The following is a 17,353-nucleotide window of genomic DNA, read 5'->3' as shown; positions in this document are numbered from 1 at the left end:
TGTGACCCAAAACGTGAAACTGACACCAGACAACATTATCCGGCTGACCGCTGCGATCAAGCATGTCGGGACGGCGGAATTTCCAGCACATTTCTGTGCCTTCTGCGCGGGCCTTGCTGGTGCAGATGCAGCATATCTTACTGCGTTTTTCGATGCGGACGGACCGGCCGAGATTTATTCGACCCGCAGCGATCCCGATACACTTGAGGCTCTTGCGCTTTACCTGGACGTCGCCTTCGTGCTCGACCCGTTCTACAAGCTGTTTCAGGCGAAAACGGGGGACCGTGTCGATGGGCTTGGCGATATTGCCCCGGACGATTTTCGACGCTCGGAATATTATGCGAAGTTCTTTCGTGCGGTAAAGCTGCGCGACGAATGCGGGGTGATGCTGCACCTGACGGATCAGGCCGCGCTGTTTCTGTCCTTGGGCGTTCGCGGCACGTCGCGTTTGCAAGTGGTGCGGCTTCGTGCCTGTCTGCCCGCAATCGGTGCCTTGGCACGGCGCCATTGGACCGTTCTGACGCCTGATCGCGTTGACGGCACCGGTCGACTGGCCGCCCACCTGGATCGCGCGTTCGAAGCGTTTGGCAGTTCGACCCTGTCCCCGCGCGAGGGCCAGATTGCGCGGATGATCCTGCAAGGCCATTCCTCGAAATCCATCGCGATCAGCTTCGACAACAGCCCGGAAACCATCAAGGTTCATCGTAAGCGCATCTATGCCAAGCTGGGCGTTGCCAGCCAGGGCGAGCTTTTGTCGCTGTTTTTGACAGCTTTGCGGCGGATGCCCGCGACGGCGACGGGTGATCCGCTGGCCTATCTCGACGCCACGCAGACCTGACGCCATTGCCAGTACCCCCTAGGGGTGACTGACCCGCAGTGGCAGGCTGCTGTAATTTAACGAGAACCGTTTCAGGCAAAGGAACCCTCGCCATGGCCACACAAGATGCAAATTCAGCATGGGCAAAGGACAAGGCACATGTGCTGCATCCCTACACCGATTTTGCGAGCTTCAAGGACGAGGGCAGTCAGGTCATCACGGGCGCGAAGGGCATGTATGTCACTGACAGTGACGGCAACCGACTTCTGGATGCCATTGCCGGGCTATGGTGTGTGAATATCGGACATGGACGACGCGAGATGGCGGATGCGATTTCGGATCAAGTCATGCAGATGCAGTATTACAACCCGTTTGGCCACTCGACCAATGAACCGGCTGCGGAGTTGGGCGCATGGTTGGCCTCGCACGCGCCAGGCGATCTGAACCACGTTTACTACACGACGGGCGGGTCCACCGCCAACGACGCGGCCATTCGGTTGGTGCATTACTATTTCACCATGAAAGGGCAGCATCGAAAGAAGAAGATCATCTCGCGGAATGATGCCTATCACGGGGCGACCTATGTCGCGGCGGAGTTGACCGGCATCCACGCCACCAAGATGAGCTTCGACAAAGTGGGCGAGCACTTTATCAACCACGTCTCGGCAGCCAACATGTATGCCAAGCCTGATGACGTGAGTGAAGAGGCATATTGTGATTATCTGGTGCGGGAATTCGAAAACCGGATCGAGCAGTTGGGTCCGGACAATGTCGCGGCCTTCATTGCAGAGCCGGTTATGGGAGCAGGGGGCGTATTGATCGCACCCAACGGCTATCATCGCCGCATGTGGGAGGTCTGCAAACGCCACGACATTCTTTATATTGCAGACGAGGTCGTGACTGCGTTCGGTCGTTTGGGCCACTGGTTCGCATCGGAGGATGTGTTCGATTATCAGCCGGATATTCTGGTCAGTGCCAAAGGGATCACATCAGGGTATGTCCCGTTGGGGGTGACGCTGATTTCGGACGAGATCTACGACGTAATCAGCCGTCCGCAATGCGAAGGCGGTGTTTTCTCGATGGGTCTGACCTATTTCGGGCACCCATTGGCGTGCCGCGCCGCCCTGACAAATGTCGAGATCATCGAGCGCGAGGGCCTGTTGGGCCATGCGCGCATGATGGGCGACCATTTCCAGTCTTCTGCCCAAAGGTTGAAATCGCTTGATCATATCGGAGATGTTCGGGGGCATGGGCTGATGCTGGCAATCGAATTGGTGGAAGACAAAGCAAGCAAAAAAGCCTTTCCGATCACCAAACAGGCAGGCGCGAACGTGTTCAAGAATTGTGTTAATGAAGGTGTTATCGTGCGACCGGTCGGAGATAAAATCATCCTCTCCCCACCTCTCGTGATCAACAAAGAAGAGATCGGAAAAATATTCTCTGTTCTGGGTCGCGCCATCAGTTCAATTTAGAGATGTCGAAAGCGCTTGATCACCCTGACGAATGAACGTTTTTACGGCTGGATATGTAGGATACGAGGCGTGCGACCAGACTGGTTCTTATCGTCCCAGAACGCAGCGTTGTGTTGCTGTCGAAAAGAGTACACAATCTTTGAGCACCAAGAGTCCCGGCAATACCAGTCGGATACAAGCGCGGCCGAACCGGACCCCATCTGTGTAACCCGCGACTCTGTCAAACGCTCTGTCTGGCCGCGTGTAAATGTTGGCCCGCGAGACCAGAGTGATCGAAAGGGAGCACATGTTCGATCTACACGTGCCATTCTTCAACCCGTTGTGGCGGCGTGTTGTCGTCGTTGCGATCTGCCTGGGATGGGCGCTGGTGGAGCTTGCGTTCGGTTCTGTCGGTTTCGCCGTGATTTTCGGGGCGGCCGGACTTTATACGGCACACCAGTTCTTTATTCGCTGGACCCAGACAGCAGAAAATGAAGACAGAAATGCCTGACCTGTTGAAACGCCCCTTCGGCACCCATGGCAAGGTGCACCAGATTACCCCTGAAAGCGCGGGTTGGCGTTATGTGGGGTTCGACCTTTATCGCCTGCGCGCGGGTGAGACTGCGGCCGAGGCCACCGGATCAACCGAGGTGATCTTGGTGATGATCGAAGGCAAGGCAAAGTTCACCGCCGCAGGCACCGATTGGGGGGAGCTGGGCACGCGCATGAATGTTTTTGAAAAAACCGCGCCGCATTGCCTTTATGTGCCCAATGACAGCGACTGGGCATTGGAATGCACCACCGACGCCACCATCGCCATCTGCAAGGCACCCGGCAACTCGGGCCACAAGGCACGGCGCATCGGCCCCGACGGCATTACCCTGACCAAACGAGGTGAGGGTACCAATACTCGCTTCATCAACAACATAGCCATGGAAGCTGAAGATTACTGCGACAGTCTGCTGGTCACAGAAGTGTTTACGCCCGCCGGCCACTGGTCCTCCTATCCAAGCCATCGGCATGACGAGGACGACTTCCCGCGCATCACCTATTTGGAAGAGACCTACTACCACCGGCTCAACCCCGCCAATGGCTTTGGTGTCCAGCGCGTTTATACCGATGATCTAGGGCTTGATGAAACCATGGCCGTCCATGACCACGAGGTCGTCTGCGTTCCCAAAGGACACCACCCGTGCGGCGCGCCTCACGGCTTCGAGATGTACTATCTTAACGTCATGGCAGGACCGCGCCGAAATTGGCGCTTCGTGGCAGCTCCCGAGGTTGAGCACTTGATGTGAGCGCCATGTGGAGAAATGGCAGAAAGCCTGTGGCTACACCCGCCTGCTAAAACGCCCTATGTCAAGGCGCTGACCCTGGCCTATACGATTGCAATCTTGTTGATGGTGGCCGGGCGGCGCGCATGATCTTGGCTTTCCGGTCCGAATGTCATCCGTTCCGCTCGATCATGGTCGCATCTGCCGTGTTGTCGATCATCCTGGCCCTGATGATCTTTTTGAACCTCCCGCACTCGGCGGCGGTGGTTCAGGGCGTCTCTTATGTCCCATGTCAGGAATTGCGTCCTTGGGACCTTTCACTGTAGCCTGAACCGCAGCACGGACTGGCATCGGGTCGGCGAGCATGATCACAGATATCGAAGACTACTTCGCGAAAGGATGCGGGCGTTGCAAACGTTTTGAGACGCTTGACTGTTCAACACAGGTTTGGGCCAACGGCTTGCGCGACCTGCGCCGCCTGTGTCGTGATGTTGGCCTGACCGAGCGCGTGAAATGGGGCCATCCATGCTATCTTAGGGGTGATCGCAACATCGCCATCATCGGCGCCTTTCGAAGCGATTTCCGCCTGACCTTCTTCAACGCTGCGCTGATGAAAGATCCGCAACATGTGCTTGAGAAACCGGGGCCAAATACTCAGAATCCCTGCCTTATCAGGTTCACCGCCACCGCGCAGGTTGCCAAGATGAATGCTGTTATTCGTTCATATCTGGCCGAGGCGGTATCCTACGCGGATGCGGGCGTTAATCCCCCCAGAACAGATACGACATTTGAGTTGCCGGACGAACTGATTGAGGTTCTGGCGGCCGATCCCGAACTTGCCGCCGCATTTGATGCGCTGACGCCAGGACGGCAGCGAAGCTATGTGATCAACCTCGGCGCTGCGAAACAATCCGCAACACGACTTGCACGTATTGACCGGTTTCGCGACAATATCATACTGGGCAAAGGCGCGAATGAAAGGTGACAAGCCGTCTGCTGGCGCGTTTCACAAGACCGACGCCAGAAACTCTTTCGCGCGTTTCGTTCGCGGGGCGTTGAAAATCTGATCCGGTGTGCCGGTCTCGATGATTTTGCCGCCATCCAGAACACAGACCCTGTCGGCAGCTTCCCTGGCAAATCCCATTTCATGGGTGGCAAGGATCATCGTCATATTCTGGGCTTTCAGCTTCAACAGCGTTTCCAACACCTCGCTGACCAATTCCGGGTCCAGGGCCGAGGTAACTTCGTCAAACAGCATGATTTTGGGCAGCATCGCCAGTGCACGGACAATGGCGACACGCTGTTGCTGACCACCCGACAATTGATCCGGATAGGCATTCATGCGGTCCCTCAGGTTGAACCGTTCAAACAGCTGTGTCACGTCCGGCAACAGATCTTTCCTTGACCGTTTGAATACACGGGATGGCGCAAGCAGCACGTTTTCGACTGCGGTCATATGCGGAAACAGGTTGAAACTTTGAAAAACCAGACCGATCTTGCGGCGAATGGGTTGCGGGGCGACACCCGGCAGTGAGATGTCGTGGCCGTCAAACCAGATCTCGCCCTCGTCAATCGGCTCAAGCAGGTTGATTGTGCGCAACAGCGTGGACTTGCCCGACCCGGACGCGCCGATCAGGCAGATCATCTCGCCTTCATTGACGTCCAGATCAATACCGCGCAGCACCTCTGTCGGGCCGAAAGATTTGGTGACGTTTGACAGGCGAAGAATGGACATCAACTGCGCGCCTTGTTCTGTTTCGCGATCAGATAGTCGGCAAATCGCGTGACGGGAATGGTCACGGCAAGGAAGATGATTGCAGCCCCCACATAGGGCGTGAAATTCGCCAGAAGCGATTTGTGCACACCGGCTTGGCGCAACAGCTCTACCGGGCCGATGAAGGACAGAAGCGCCACGTCTTTCTGCAACGCTACCAGCATGTTCATGTTGGCGGGCACGACACGGCGGATTGCCTGCGGCAGAACCACAAAGCGCATGATGTCGGAATGCGACAGGCCCAGCGATTTGGCCGCGGCCCGCTGGCTTTCATGAACGCTTTCGATGCCGGCGCGGAAGATCTCGGCCACATAGGCAGAATAGGTCAGGATCAACGCAAGCGAGCCCCAGATATAAGGGCTGTTCCATGGACGTTGCAGGCCAAGGCCGGGCACGCCGAAGCCGATCAGAAACACGATCAGGATAACAGGGACGCCGCGAAAAATGTCGGTGTAGAGCACGCCGAACACCCGCAGCGGAAACAGCGCAGGTGCGCGTGCGTCGCGGCACAGCGCGATGAACAGACCAAGAAAGGCGATGGCGGGCGTGCACCACAGGAAAATGGCAACATCCCAGCGAAAGGCGGACAACAGCGATGGGAAAGTCTTTGCAAGAATGTCCCAATCAAAGAAGCTGCTGCGCACACGATCCCAGCCCGGTGTCATCGGCAGAAGGATGACGATCAGGACCATCACAACAACAGTGCTAAGCGTCGCCACCGCCACCGATTTGCGCCGCGCCTTCTGTTCATAGATTTGGCGGGCCGTAAGGCCCGCGCTTGTGGTTTTCATGGAACGTGTCGTTACTTGATCAGCGGAACGCCGGTGGTTTCTTGCAGCCACTCGGCCTCGATGGCGGCGAGGGTTCCGTCATCCTTCATGGCTGACAAGGCTTCATCCACGCAGGCCTTCAGCGGGCTTCCTTCTTCCATCAGGATGCCGAATTGGTCGGGGTTCTCGCTGCGGTCGGCGGCGAACTGACCCAGAAGGGCACCGTCATCCAAGACCACGGCGCTGAGATAAAGTGCGGTCGGAAGGTCAAACAAGGCCGCGTCGATCTGGTTTGCCTTCATCGCCTCGACGACGTTCACGTTGTCATCATACAGAAGCGGCGTGTCCGCGGGTGCGATCGCCGAATTAACGGTTTCAAGCGCCGTGGTGCCCGCCATGACGCCCCATTTCAGGTCTTTCAGCGACGCAAGTTCGGCAGTGGCACCGCCGTCGATAGTGGGCTGGCGCACCAGAACGGCCATGGCTGCGGAATAATACGGTTCGGAAAAATCGACCACTTTCTCGCGGTCTTCGGTGATCGAGAATTGTTGCAGGTTCACGTCAAATTCTTTCGCGCCCGGTTGGATCGACTGGTCAAAGGTCGCGCGGGTCCAGACAACGGCGTCCTTTTCAAATCCCATACGCTTGGCGACTTCATAGGCGACGGCGGATTCAAAACCTGCGCCACTGGTCGGGTCGTCATCCATGACCCATGGGTAATAGGCGGGGTTGCCTGTCGCGATGGTCAGAACCTCGGGGGACAGGGTTTTACCGGCGGCGCAATGGGTGTCGGCAAGAGCAGAAGTTGCGCCCAGCAGGCTGAACATCAGGGCGGTTGTGAAAATCGGTTTCATCGGGAATCTCCAAATGGATGGCGCCCGTAACTTTAGGGCGGGCCGATCTTGACTGTCCAGATGAAGTTGAGATTTGAGGGCGGGAACATGGCTGCCCCCGCGTCAGGACAGGCGCGGCCGACGTTCCGACCGCGCCCGCGTTCATTCTTCGCGAAACGCCAGATCAAGGTAATCCGTGAAAGGCTTCAACAGATAGGACGCGGGGCTTTGCGCACCGGTCTGGATGAAGGCTTCGACGGGCATACCGGGTATAATCTCGTCCTCGCCCAGAAGATCAAAGGCGGCGGGATCGATTTCGACCTCGCCTGCGAAGTAGCGCTGTCCAGTTTGCTCATCCGTCATCGCATCTGCCGAAATCAGGCTGATTTGCCCGAACAACTCTGGCGTGGTGCGGGCATTGAAGGCCGGGAATTTCAGCACGGCTTCCTGCCCGACCGTTACACGGTCAATTTCCGCCGGGGCCAGTTGCACAGACACGATCAGCGGGCTGTTGTCCGGCACGATCGCGGCCACTTCGCCACCCGCAGGCACAACCGAACCGACGGTGAATACGTTCATGCCATAGACCACACCATCCACCGGGGCCTTCAGGTTCAACCGGGACAGTCGGGTTTCAACGGCGCGCAGTTTTTCCTGCAACTCTGCCTCTCGTGGTTGCAGGTTGCGCAGTTCTTCCTGTGCGCTTTCTTGCCGTTCTGACCGTGCCTTCAACCGCTCGATCTCGTAACCAGCGATGGCGTTCCGGGTGGCCGCAATCTGTGCCTCGGTCTCTCCGGACAGGCCATTGATCTGGGCAAGCTGTTTTTGCAAATCCAGAACCTGTGATCGTTCGGTCAGGTTTTTTTCCAACAAGTCCTGAAAGGTTTTCAGGTTGTTGTTCATCAGCGCGGCTTGCTCGCGGTTGGCGGTCAGTTGCTTTTCCAGACCGACAATCGTCGCTTCAGACTGCGCGCGCCGTTCGCGCAACTGATCGTCTGTCTGACTGAGCGTCGTGGCGCGAGTTTCGAACAGAGTTTGTTGCGTGTCCAGGATGCTTTGCAGGTCGGCATCGTCCTTGGCACCCGACAGAAGCGCCGGGCGGAACGTGATTTCTTCGGCTTCAACCGCTTCTGCGGACAGCCGGTCGATATTGGCCTGCACTTCAAACAGGGCGTGACGGATGATGTTTTGTTCAGACCGCAGTTCGGCGTCATCAAGCAGGATAATGGTTTCCCCCGCTTTGATGGTATCGCCGTTGCGCACAAGGATTTCCGCGACCACACCGCCATCCGGGTGTTGCACCACTTGTTTGCGCTGATCCACTTCGACGTAGCCCGATGCCACAACCGCCGCGTTGATGGTCGAATAGGCACCCCAAGCCACCAGTCCGCCCAACCCGATGACAAGCGCCCAAAAGCCCTGTTTTACATAAGTTTTTGCGTTCCAATCACTGGGCATGTTCAAGCCTCCGACCTTGCTGTGCCGGCACCACGGCCGGGCTTTTTCTGACGAATTTGTCCAGAACCTCCTGGCGCGGGCCAAAGGCACGCATCTTGCCACTGTCGATGAGAAGCACCCGTTCGCATTGCGCCAGCGCCGAGGGCCGGTGTGAAATGATCAGGACCGCCTGACCAGCCTCTTTTGCGTCCGAGATCGCCTGATTAAGTGATCGAACCCCGCTGTCATCCAAACTGGAATTGGGTTCGTCAAGGATCAGAACCGCAGGGTCTCCGAACAGCGCACGGGCCAGGCCAACCCGCTGGCGCTGCCCGCCGGACAGACGACTGCCGCCGTCGGAAATAACCGTGTCATAGCCATTGGGAAGACCTAGGATCAGGTCGTGCGCCCCAGCAGCGCGGGCGGCCTTGACGATGTCTTTTGGGTCGGCGTCGGGGTCAAACCGCGCTACATTCTGCGCAATCGTTCCGGGGAACAGCACCACGTCTTGCGGCAGATATCCCAAAAGACGGCCAAGCCGATCAGGCGCGTATTGATGAAGATCCGCACCGCCCAGCCGGATTTCCCCGGCGCGGGGCGGCCAAACTCCGGTCAGTGCCTTGGCCAATGTCGACTTTCCGGCGGCACTTGGTCCGATGACGGCCACTGCTTCGCCGGGCTGTATGTCAAAACTGACACCCATCAACAGGGGTTTCGTGGCACCCACAGGCACCACGGCAAGCCCTTTGACCTGCATCCGGCTTTCGGGTGCGGGCAGCGGCATCAGTGCAGGGCGGGGCGGGGTCGAGGTCAAGACGGTGCGCAGCGATCTCCATCCTTGTGCGGCCGCCTGAAACAAACCCCATTGTGCGACCGTTTGTTCGACGGGGGCCAATGCGCGGCCCAGTAGAATTGAACCTGCAATCATCGCACCGGGGGTCAATTCACCGCGCAGCACGAGCCATGCCCCCAAGGCGAGGATACCGGACTGCAACAGTAGCCGGAAGGCTTTGGTGGCTGCGGTCAGCCGTCCGCGTTTGTCGGCGGCAAAGATGCGGCTGCTCAGGGCATCGCGCCGCACCGTGCTCCAGTCATCGGCCAACGGTTCTTTCATGCCCAGACCCTGAACCGTCTCGATGGATTTGCGTATGTAGTCGGTGCGGCCATCGGCTTGGGCCGACAGTTGGTTTGCCTTGGACTGGGCAGCATTGCTGACGCGTTGATTGGCAAAGGCCAGAATGAACAGAACCATCCCGCCGGCCAGCGCAAACCAACCCATCATCGGATGGAAGATGAACAATAGCGCAAGAAACGCAGGAGCCCATGGAAGATCAATCAGTGCTGTCAGGGCAGGAGAGGCAAGCAAAGACTGAATGCTGGTCAGGTCACGCAGGCCGGTTGCCGGACGCGCACGTTGATCGGCATTCTCAGCTTGCCGCAACACGGCGTCGAAGACGCGCCGGTCAAGCGCCGACTGGAACCCTGCGCCAACCCGCGCCAGAACACGCCCTCGCACGTGATCCAGAAACCCCATCAAGGTATAAAGGAACACGACAAGTCCAAACAGGGCGACCAATGTTGCCGAGGATCGACTGGACAACACGCGGTCATAGACTTGCAGCATGAACAGCGGTCCGGTCAGCATCAGCAAATTAACTGCCGCGCTGAAGACGGCAACGCCGATAAGTTCATAGCGAAACCCCGCCAAAGTGCGGCTGAGTTCGCGCGATTGTTGTGTTGGATCGGTCATTTCCGCTCCGTTCTGGTCAGTCATGGCAGCAGGTGTGCCGCTTTGATCAGGCGACACGCCGTGGATACGGTTAGAAACGATTTGACGTCGGGTGCTGAAGGCTTCGCCTGATCAGCAGACCCTGAGTGGTCGTTTTGTCTCCGTGAGTGGTCGTGGCTAAAAAGGGCGAAATCCGATGGATGGGGAGTCTTCTCCGCTGGGTTGAGCTTGTTAGGCGATCCAACGCCTGTTTTCGCGAAGAATATCGGCGATCTTGCGCCAATCAGGACCTTTGGGCGGCGGAGGGTCGGGATTCCGCCCACTCTCAACGCCAAAAACGGTGCGAAAGTGCCGATTGCTCCCTGAGCGTGAGTCTTCGGTTCCGTCGAGGCGAGGTGAGTCGCCGGTCAGGTCTTTGACCGCCACCACCACAAGTCCGCCCAACGCCCATTCAGACCGGGCCTCTGCGATGGTGCGTGCCCAGGGCACTGGTCTTTGATGCGGGGGTCGTCATATGGTCGTGGCACCCTGGTCGCTGTGCGATGGTCAAGCGACTGTATTTGAGACAGAGAAGGCACAGGTGCCGATGCGTTGGTTCACACGTCGAAGCAGACCCAAACAAGCCGTTGTTACGGCCCGTTTCGATGCGCCACTTCTGCCGGACGCTCCATTTTGTGTGGTTGGCGACATCCATGGTTGCATGGATCTACTGTCAGAAGCGCTGGATCGGACCGCCGCGCGTTGGCCGGACCAGCCGGTGGTGTTTGTCGGCGATTACGTCGACCGCGGGCCAAACAGCGCCGAGGTGCTGCGCCATCTGTTCACTCTGCAATCCGCCAGCCTTGATCGGATCATCTGCCTTATGGGGAACCACGAAGATATGCTGATGGGCTTTCTGGACGGCACGTTGCACGATCACCGCATCTGGTTTCAGAACGGAGGGAACGCGACCCTGCAAAGTTTCGGGATAAGCCTGCCAGACAAAACACCGTCCAAGGATGATGTCGAGCAGATCCGTTCTGAAATGCAAGAGGTCATGGGGAACGAATTGATAGCATGGTTGCAGGGTCTGCCTTTGGTCTGGCGCTCGGGCAATGTTTGGGTGACACATGCCGGCGCTGACCCTGTTGTCGATATAGATCGGCAGGATCGCATGGCGCTGTTGTGGGGCCATCCGGATTTTCGCAAGCTGCCCCGGTCTGACGATCAGTGGGTTGTGCACGGCCATACGATAGTGCCCGAGGTCCGCCGCCGTGACGGGCGGATCGCGGTTGATACAGGCGCGTATCGGACCGGACAGTTGTCGGTCGTCCACATATCAAATGACGGGATTGAGGTGCTGGATTGATCTCCGCACAGGGTTGCGACGATTTTTCCGCCTTTTGAGGCCGAATACGGGTTGATGCGTGTGGCAGGTGTGACAACATCCGGTTGTGACGCAATAGGGGTTTAACACCCAAGCTGAAGAGCGGTGGAAACCATGAGCTCTGACAACAGTAATGCCAGCCGCACGCCGATTTATCGGATGCAGGATTTGACCAAAACCTACCGGACAGAAGCGGTTGACGTTCATGCTTTGCGCGGTGTCACCGCCGAGCTTCCGGCGGGCGAGATTGTCGTGTTGTTGGGTGCATCAGGATCGGGCAAATCCACGCTTCTGAATATTCTGGGCGGGCTGGATACGGCAACATCGGGCAAGGCGTGGTTTCGCGATCAGGACCTGACAACCAAATCCGACCGCGAATTGACGCGTTACCGGCGTGACCATGTGGGGTTTGTCTTTCAGTTCTATAACCTCGTTCCATCACTGACTGCGCGTGAAAATGTGGCGCTCGTGACCGAGATTTCGGGCCACCCGATGCCGCCGGAAGAGGCGTTGGAGCGTGTGGGACTTGGCCACCGCATGGACCATTTCCCGGCCGAGATGTCAGGGGGCGAACAGCAGCGTGTTGCGATTGCGCGCGCAATCGCCAAACGACCCGAGGTGCTTTTATGCGACGAACCCACCGGTGCGCTGGACAGCAAAACCGGTGTTCAGGTTCTGGAAGCCCTGCACAAGATCAACACCGAGCTTGGCACATCAACGCTTGTGATTACCCATAACGCGGGGATTCAGGCGATGGCACATCGGGTTGTGTTTTTCGCCGACGGCAGCATCACGGAAATTCGTGAAAACGCCGATCGGATCGAACCCAACGAGATCGTGTGGTAGCCATGCGGGTTCTGGACAGGAAATTGCTTCGCGACCTTCGTCGGCTCTGGACCCAAAGCCTGGCCATTTCCGCAGTATTGGCAGTTGGCGTGATGATCATGGTCATGTCCAACGGTGCCGAACGCAGCCTGCGTGAAACCCGCGATACGTTCTATGAGCGCAACCGGTTCGGCGATTTATTTGCAAGCGCGTCGCGCGCACCGGACGCTTTGGCGGCTGACATTGTGTCGATTGATGGCGTCATGCGCGTCGACACGCGGATTTCGGAATTTGCCATTCTGGACATCGCGGATATGTCCGAACCTGCGATGGGACAGGTGTTATCATTGCCTGCTTCGGGCCTTCCGGCCCTGAATATTCCAACGCTTACCAAGGGGCGTATGCCCGAGCCGGGACGGCGCGATGAGGTGTTGGTAAATCAGAACTTTGCCGATGCGCATGGCTTTGCGCCGGGGGATCGGTTTGGCGTTACGTTGAACGGGCAGAAGCGCGACTTGATGATCACCGGCACCGCGCTTAGCCCCGAGTTCATCTATACCATTGGTCCGAACTCGATCATGCCGGATGATCGACGTTTCGGCATCTTGTGGATGGCCGAAGATGTGCTGGGGGCTGCCTTCAACCTGACCGGCGCGTTCAACGCGGTCTCGGTCCAACTGGGTCGCAACGCGGCCCCGGACGTTGTGACCGACGCTCTGGATGACCTGTTGAAACCCTATGGTGGCACCGGTGCCTATCCGCGCAAGGATCAAATCTCGAACGCCTTTCTGGATGGAGAGCTGACGCAGCTTGGCGTGATGGCCGAAGTGGTGCCACCGATCTTTCTGGTGATCTCGGCGTTTCTGGTGAACATGGTTTTGGGGCGTTTGATTGCGCTGGAACGTGAACAGATTGGGCTGTTGAAGGCGCTGGGCTATCAACGGTTCGAAATCAGTTGGCATTATATCAAGCTGGCGCTGGTGATCGGTTGCGTGGGTGTGGCGCTGGGCTGGGGGTTCGGGATGCTGGCCAGTCGCGGCATGGCACAGCTGTACGCCGAATTCTTCCATTTCCCCTATCTTGTCTTCGTGCAGTATCCGTCGATTTATGCGGTGTCAGCCGCAGCGGGGCTTCTGGCTGCCGGGCTGGGCGCGATCAGCGCAGTGCGGCGGGTCGTCGGGTTAAGTCCGGCGGTCGCGATGGCTCCACCTGCACCCACGCGCTTTCGACGCGGGCTTTTGGATCACCTGATCGTTTGGCTTAAACCACGCCAGCCCACGATGATGATTCTGCGCGCTATCGGTCGTTGGCCGCTTCGGGCTGCGATGACCACGCTGGGGATCGCAACCTCTGCCTCGGTCATGATTGCTGCTCTGTTCATGTTTGATGCGATGGACGAATTGCTGGATGTGAGTTTCGTTCAGATCAACCGGCAGGATGCCATCGTGCAATTTGCCCTGCAACGATCCGAAAATGTGCTGGACGACGTCGCCAACCTTCCCGGCGTGCTGGCGGCCGAGGGCGTATGGTCAATGCCTGCGCGACTGACCAACGGTCATTTAGCCCGCCGCATCGCGATTGAAGGTCGGCGGCCCGAAGACAACCTGTCGCAAGTATTTGACACCGAAACACGCGTTCTGGTGCGGCCCGAACACGGTATCGTGCTGGCGCGCCGATTGGCCGATCATCTGAATGTCGGGGTGGGGGACGCGTTGATGGTCGAGTTTCTGACAATCCCGGACAGTCAGCACAAACTGACGGTGACAGGGCTGGCCGGGCAGTATTTCGGGCTTGGCGCCTATATGAATGCTGACACCTTGGCGCGGCTGTTGGATCAGCCGGTGCAGGTCACGCAAGCCAACCTTCTGATAGATGCGGGGCAAGAGGATGCATTGTTTCAGGCGATCAAGGCGGCCCCGGCTGTCGCGGGGCTGACGCTGCTTGCACAGGTGCGGCAGTCCTTCACCGATACCATCGCGCAGAACGCGGGGATGACCACCACGATCAACTCGTTCCTCGCCGCGCTGATAGCCATCGGTGTTGTCTATAACTCCGCGCGCATCCAGCTTTCTGAACGTGCCCGCGAGCTGGCCAGTCTGCGCATCCTTGGCTTCACCAAGGGCGAGGTCAGCTATATCCTGCTGGGCGAGCTTTTTTTGCTGACCGCGGCGGCGATCCCTCTGGGTCTGGTGATTGGCCGGCTTTTGGCTGGGGCGATGGTGGCAAGCTTTGACAGCGACCTCTATTCCATACCTCTGGTTGTGTCGCGTGGAACATATATGTGGGCGGCGGGTGTGGTGGCTGTGGCGTCAGTCGCATCGGCGATGATCGTGCGGCGGCGGATTGATCGGATGGATCTGGTCGCCGTTATGAAAACAAGGGAGTAACCCGATGAGCTGGAACATGCGCAAGACGATACTGGCAGGGGCGGCAACGGTCGCCGTGGCGGGCTTTGCCTATATCGCGACCAAACCGGAACCCGTGCCGGTTGACATCGCCGCCATCGCGCGTGGTCCAATTGAAGTGACCGTCAACGCCGAAGGCCGAACGCGGGTGCGCGATGTGTATGACGTATCAGCCCCTGTCGCGGGTCAGCTGGCGCGCAGTCCGGTTTCTATCGGAGATATGGTGAAGGCGGGTGAAACAATTGTGGCCCGGATCGCGCCCGGTGATCCCGCGTTTCTGGATGTGCGGTCGCGTGCGCAGGCCGAAGCGGCGGTGGCGCAAGCCATGGCGGCTGTGTCTGTGGCCGAAGCGCAGATATCGTTGGCCGAGGCGGACCTTGCCCATGCGCAAACGATCCTGAACCGTCTGCACGATCTGTATTCACGCGGCACCATCCCGCAGGCGCAGTTAGACGACGCCGAGTTGGGTGTCGATGTGGCAGCGGCCAAACTGGACAGCGCCCATGCAGCGTACGACATGCGCGTGGCCGAACTGGCCGCCCAGCGGGCCACATTGATCGAACCACGCGATCAGGATGACCCGGCTGAGGGGGATGCTTGCTGCATCGACGTAAAAGCGCCGGTGTCGGGCAAGGTTCTGACCGTCGTCAGCGAAAGCGCGCGGCCGGTTCTGCCCGGTGCCCCGATTCTGTCCATCGGCGAAACCGATGATCTTGAGATCACTGCCGAGATCCTGTCGACCGATGCCGTGCGCCTGACGCCCGGTGCTGCGGCTTACGTTGACAGATGGGGCGGCGATGCATCGCTGGAGGCGCGCGTTCGGGTGATCGAGCCGGCGGGATTTACCAAAGTGTCGGCGCTGGGGATCGAGGAACAGCGCGTGCGGGTTGTGCTGGACTTGTTGACCCCGAAAGAAAATCGCGCTGCGCTTGGCCATGGGTTTCGTGTCTTTCTGCGCATTGTCGAATGGCAGGGTGAGGGGGTGATCGTCCCGTTATCTGCGCTTTTTCGCGACGGTGGGGACTGGGCCGTCTTCGTTGTCGACGGAGACTATGTCGCGTTGCGAAAGGTCGAACTGGGGCATCGCAACAGCGAAGAGGCCGTGGCGCTGGATGGTCTTGCCGAAGGGGATCAGGTTGTCACCCATCCAGGTGACCGGGTCGCCGACGGCGTTCTGGTGGTGGATCGCGCCACGCTTTAAGGCAGAAACCCAACTTTGAAATTGACAGAACGGCGCATGATCGCCAAAGATCGCGCCATCCGCAGCGATGGCGTCGCTGCCCTGCGTGCTGGCCTAGTTGCCCGCGCAAGGTCCGGAGATCAACTGCCCTGCACGCCGGGGGGTTTGGTTGGCCGGGCACATCTATTCTCGGCCTCGGAATACGGAGACTTGAGAAATGTCACGCACCCAGTTTTTTGTTTGTGAGAACGGTGAAAAAGCACCGCTGCCCTTTTCGAAGGCCGAATATGAGCGGCGGTTGAAAACCTTGCGCGGAATCATGGCCAATCGCGGGGTAGAAGCGGTTCTGTTCACCTCGATGCACAATATCGCTTACTATTCGGGCTTCCTGTACTGCTCGTTCGGTCGCCCCTATGGCTGCGTTGTGACAGCGGATCGCTGCACGACCGTGTCGGCCAATATTGACGCGGGCCAGCCGTGGCGGCGCAGCTTTGGTGACAACGTCATCTACACCGACTGGGAGCGGAACAACTACTGGCGCGCGGTAAAAGACGTGATGGGTGGTGCCAAATCCGTCGGGATCGAGGGCGATCACTTGACGCTGGCCCAACGCGCCTTGGCCGAAGAGTTTCTGACCGGTGTCAGCTTCACCGACATCGCCCCGGACGCAATGAAAGCGCGCATGGTGAAATCGGCTGAAGAGATTGCGTTGATCCGTGAAGGGGCGCGTGTGGCCGACCACGGCGGAGCGGCCATTCGCGATGCCATCCGTATCGGTGCGCGCGAGATTGATATCGCCATGGCAGGTCGCGATGCAATGGAAGAAGAGATCGCTCGCGCCCATCCCGACAGCGAAATTCGCGACAGTTGGGTGTGGTTCCAGTCCGGCATCAACACTGACGGTGCCCACAACCCGGTCACCACACGCAAGCTGGAAGCAGGAGACATCCTGTCGCTGAACACGTTCCCGATGATCTCGGGCTATTATACCGCACTGGAGCGCACGTTGTTCATCGGCGAACCGGACAAGAACAGCCTTCGTATCTGGGAAGCCAACGTTGCCGCGCACGAGTTGGGCATTTCACTGATCAAACCCGGCGCGACCTGCTCAGGAATCACCGCCGAGATCAACAAGTTCTTCGAAAGCGAAGGATTGCTTCAATACCGCTCGTTCGGATATGGGCACAGCTTTGGGGTGTTGTCTCACTATTATGGTCGCGAAGCCGGGCTGGAACTGCGCGAAGATATCGACACGGCGCTGGAGCCGGGAATGGTCGTGTCGATGGAGCCGATGTTGTTCCTGCCGGAAGGCACGCCCGGTGCCGGGGGCTATCGCGAACACGATATTCTTGTTGTGGGTGAAACGGATGCCGAGAACATTACCGGCTTTCCTTACGGCCCTGAGCATAACATCGTGCCGGTATGACGCGAAATTCGCAAAAAGTGTCGGGATCGAACCGCGAAACCGTCATGTTTAATTAGAGGCTAAGGT

General features: G+C 58.4%; 16 protein-coding genes. 11 read left to right on the top strand and 5 right to left on the bottom strand.

The features are described 5' to 3' along the window. Position 1: 1 nt before the first annotated feature. The 6 genes from AC13C8_RS14320 to AC13C8_RS14295 all read left to right on the top strand — a co-directional run bounded on the left by AC13C8_RS14320 (position 2) and on the right by AC13C8_RS14295 (position 4,527). Positions 2-838 (top strand): helix-turn-helix transcriptional regulator, encoded by an 837-nt coding sequence (locus tag AC13C8_RS14320; protein ID WP_482847974.1) that lies wholly within the window; start codon positions 2-4, stop codon positions 836-838. Positions 839-930: 92 nt separating this feature from the next. Continuing rightward, positions 931-2,289: an aminotransferase gene (locus AC13C8_RS14315; RefSeq protein WP_482847973.1), complete on the top strand. Its 1,359-nt coding sequence runs from the start codon at positions 931-933 to the stop codon at positions 2,287-2,289. 247 nt (positions 2,290-2,536) lie between these two features. Next, positions 2,537-2,779: a hypothetical protein gene (locus AC13C8_RS14310; RefSeq protein WP_482847972.1), complete on the top strand. Its 243-nt coding sequence runs from the start codon at positions 2,537-2,539 to the stop codon at positions 2,777-2,779. After that, the gene (iolB, locus tag AC13C8_RS14305; RefSeq protein WP_482847970.1) at positions 2,772-3,566 is read left to right on the top strand and encodes a 5-deoxy-glucuronate isomerase; all 795 of its coding nucleotides are present in this window, start codon (positions 2,772-2,774) and stop codon (positions 3,564-3,566) included. The genes AC13C8_RS14310 and iolB overlap by 8 nt, the downstream gene beginning before the upstream one ends. A gap of 122 nt (positions 3,567-3,688) precedes the next feature. Then, on the top strand, positions 3,689-3,868 hold the full coding sequence (locus tag AC13C8_RS14300; RefSeq protein ID WP_482847969.1) for a hypothetical protein: 180 nt from the start codon (positions 3,689-3,691) through the stop codon (positions 3,866-3,868). 38 nt (positions 3,869-3,906) lie between these two features. Continuing rightward, positions 3,907-4,527, top strand: a complete 621-nt coding sequence (locus AC13C8_RS14295) for a YdeI/OmpD-associated family protein (RefSeq protein ID WP_482847968.1) — start codon at positions 3,907-3,909, stop codon at positions 4,525-4,527. 21 nt (positions 4,528-4,548) lie between these two features. On the opposite strand, the gene AC13C8_RS14290 is transcribed toward AC13C8_RS14295, so the two are convergent. The 5 genes from AC13C8_RS14290 to AC13C8_RS14270 form a co-directional block, all read right to left on the bottom strand. Continuing rightward, positions 4,549-5,277, bottom strand: a complete 729-nt coding sequence (locus AC13C8_RS14290; protein ID WP_482847967.1) for an amino acid ABC transporter ATP-binding protein — start codon at positions 5,275-5,277, stop codon at positions 4,549-4,551. Then, a complete protein-coding gene (locus AC13C8_RS14285; protein ID WP_091431092.1) occupies positions 5,277-6,107 on the bottom strand; it encodes an amino acid ABC transporter permease in 831 nt (276 codons plus the stop codon). Before AC13C8_RS14285 ends, AC13C8_RS14290 begins: the two co-directional genes overlap by 1 nt. An 11-nt stretch (positions 6,108-6,118) precedes the next feature. After that, positions 6,119-6,940: an ABC transporter substrate-binding protein gene (locus AC13C8_RS14280; RefSeq protein WP_482847965.1), complete on the bottom strand. Its 822-nt coding sequence runs from the start codon at positions 6,938-6,940 to the stop codon at positions 6,119-6,121. 141 nt (positions 6,941-7,081) lie between these two features. Then, a complete protein-coding gene (locus AC13C8_RS14275) occupies positions 7,082-8,377 on the bottom strand; it encodes an HlyD family type I secretion periplasmic adaptor subunit (RefSeq protein ID WP_482847963.1) in 1,296 nt (431 codons plus the stop codon). Continuing rightward, a complete protein-coding gene (locus AC13C8_RS14270; RefSeq protein ID WP_482847962.1) occupies positions 8,367-10,130 on the bottom strand; it encodes a type I secretion system permease/ATPase in 1,764 nt (587 codons plus the stop codon). Before AC13C8_RS14270 ends, AC13C8_RS14275 begins: the two co-directional genes overlap by 11 nt. Before the next feature lie 631 nt (positions 10,131-10,761). On the opposite strand from AC13C8_RS14270, the gene AC13C8_RS14265 reads away from it, so the two are divergent. From AC13C8_RS14265 to AC13C8_RS14245, 5 genes are all read left to right on the top strand, one after another. Continuing rightward, on the top strand, positions 10,762-11,433 hold the full coding sequence (locus tag AC13C8_RS14265; protein ID WP_482848178.1) for a metallophosphoesterase family protein: 672 nt from the start codon (positions 10,762-10,764) through the stop codon (positions 11,431-11,433). Positions 11,434-11,565: 132 nt separating this feature from the next. Further along, positions 11,566-12,297, top strand: a complete 732-nt coding sequence (locus tag AC13C8_RS14260) for an ABC transporter ATP-binding protein (RefSeq protein WP_091431086.1) — start codon at positions 11,566-11,568, stop codon at positions 12,295-12,297. Positions 12,298-12,320: 23 nt separating this feature from the next. Further along, positions 12,321-14,663 carry an ABC transporter permease gene (locus AC13C8_RS14255; protein ID WP_482847960.1) on the top strand — a complete coding sequence of 781 codons (2,343 nt, stop codon included), beginning with the start codon at positions 12,321-12,323 and terminating at the stop codon, positions 14,661-14,663. Positions 14,664-14,667: 4 nt separating this feature from the next. Next, positions 14,668-15,882 carry an efflux RND transporter periplasmic adaptor subunit gene (locus AC13C8_RS14250; protein WP_091431083.1) on the top strand — a complete coding sequence of 405 codons (1,215 nt, stop codon included), beginning with the start codon at positions 14,668-14,670 and terminating at the stop codon, positions 15,880-15,882. A gap of 196 nt (positions 15,883-16,078) precedes the next feature. After that, complete coding sequence (locus AC13C8_RS14245; protein WP_482847958.1) at positions 16,079-17,287, top strand: aminopeptidase P family protein; 1,209 nt, start codon at positions 16,079-16,081, stop codon at positions 17,285-17,287. Positions 17,288-17,353 lie beyond the last annotated feature (66 nt).

It is taken from the genome of Aliiroseovarius sp. B-4 (genome assembly GCF_056857795.1).
Note: the sequence above shows the minus strand (reverse complement) of the source record. Positions and strands in the feature narration are given on the sequence as shown.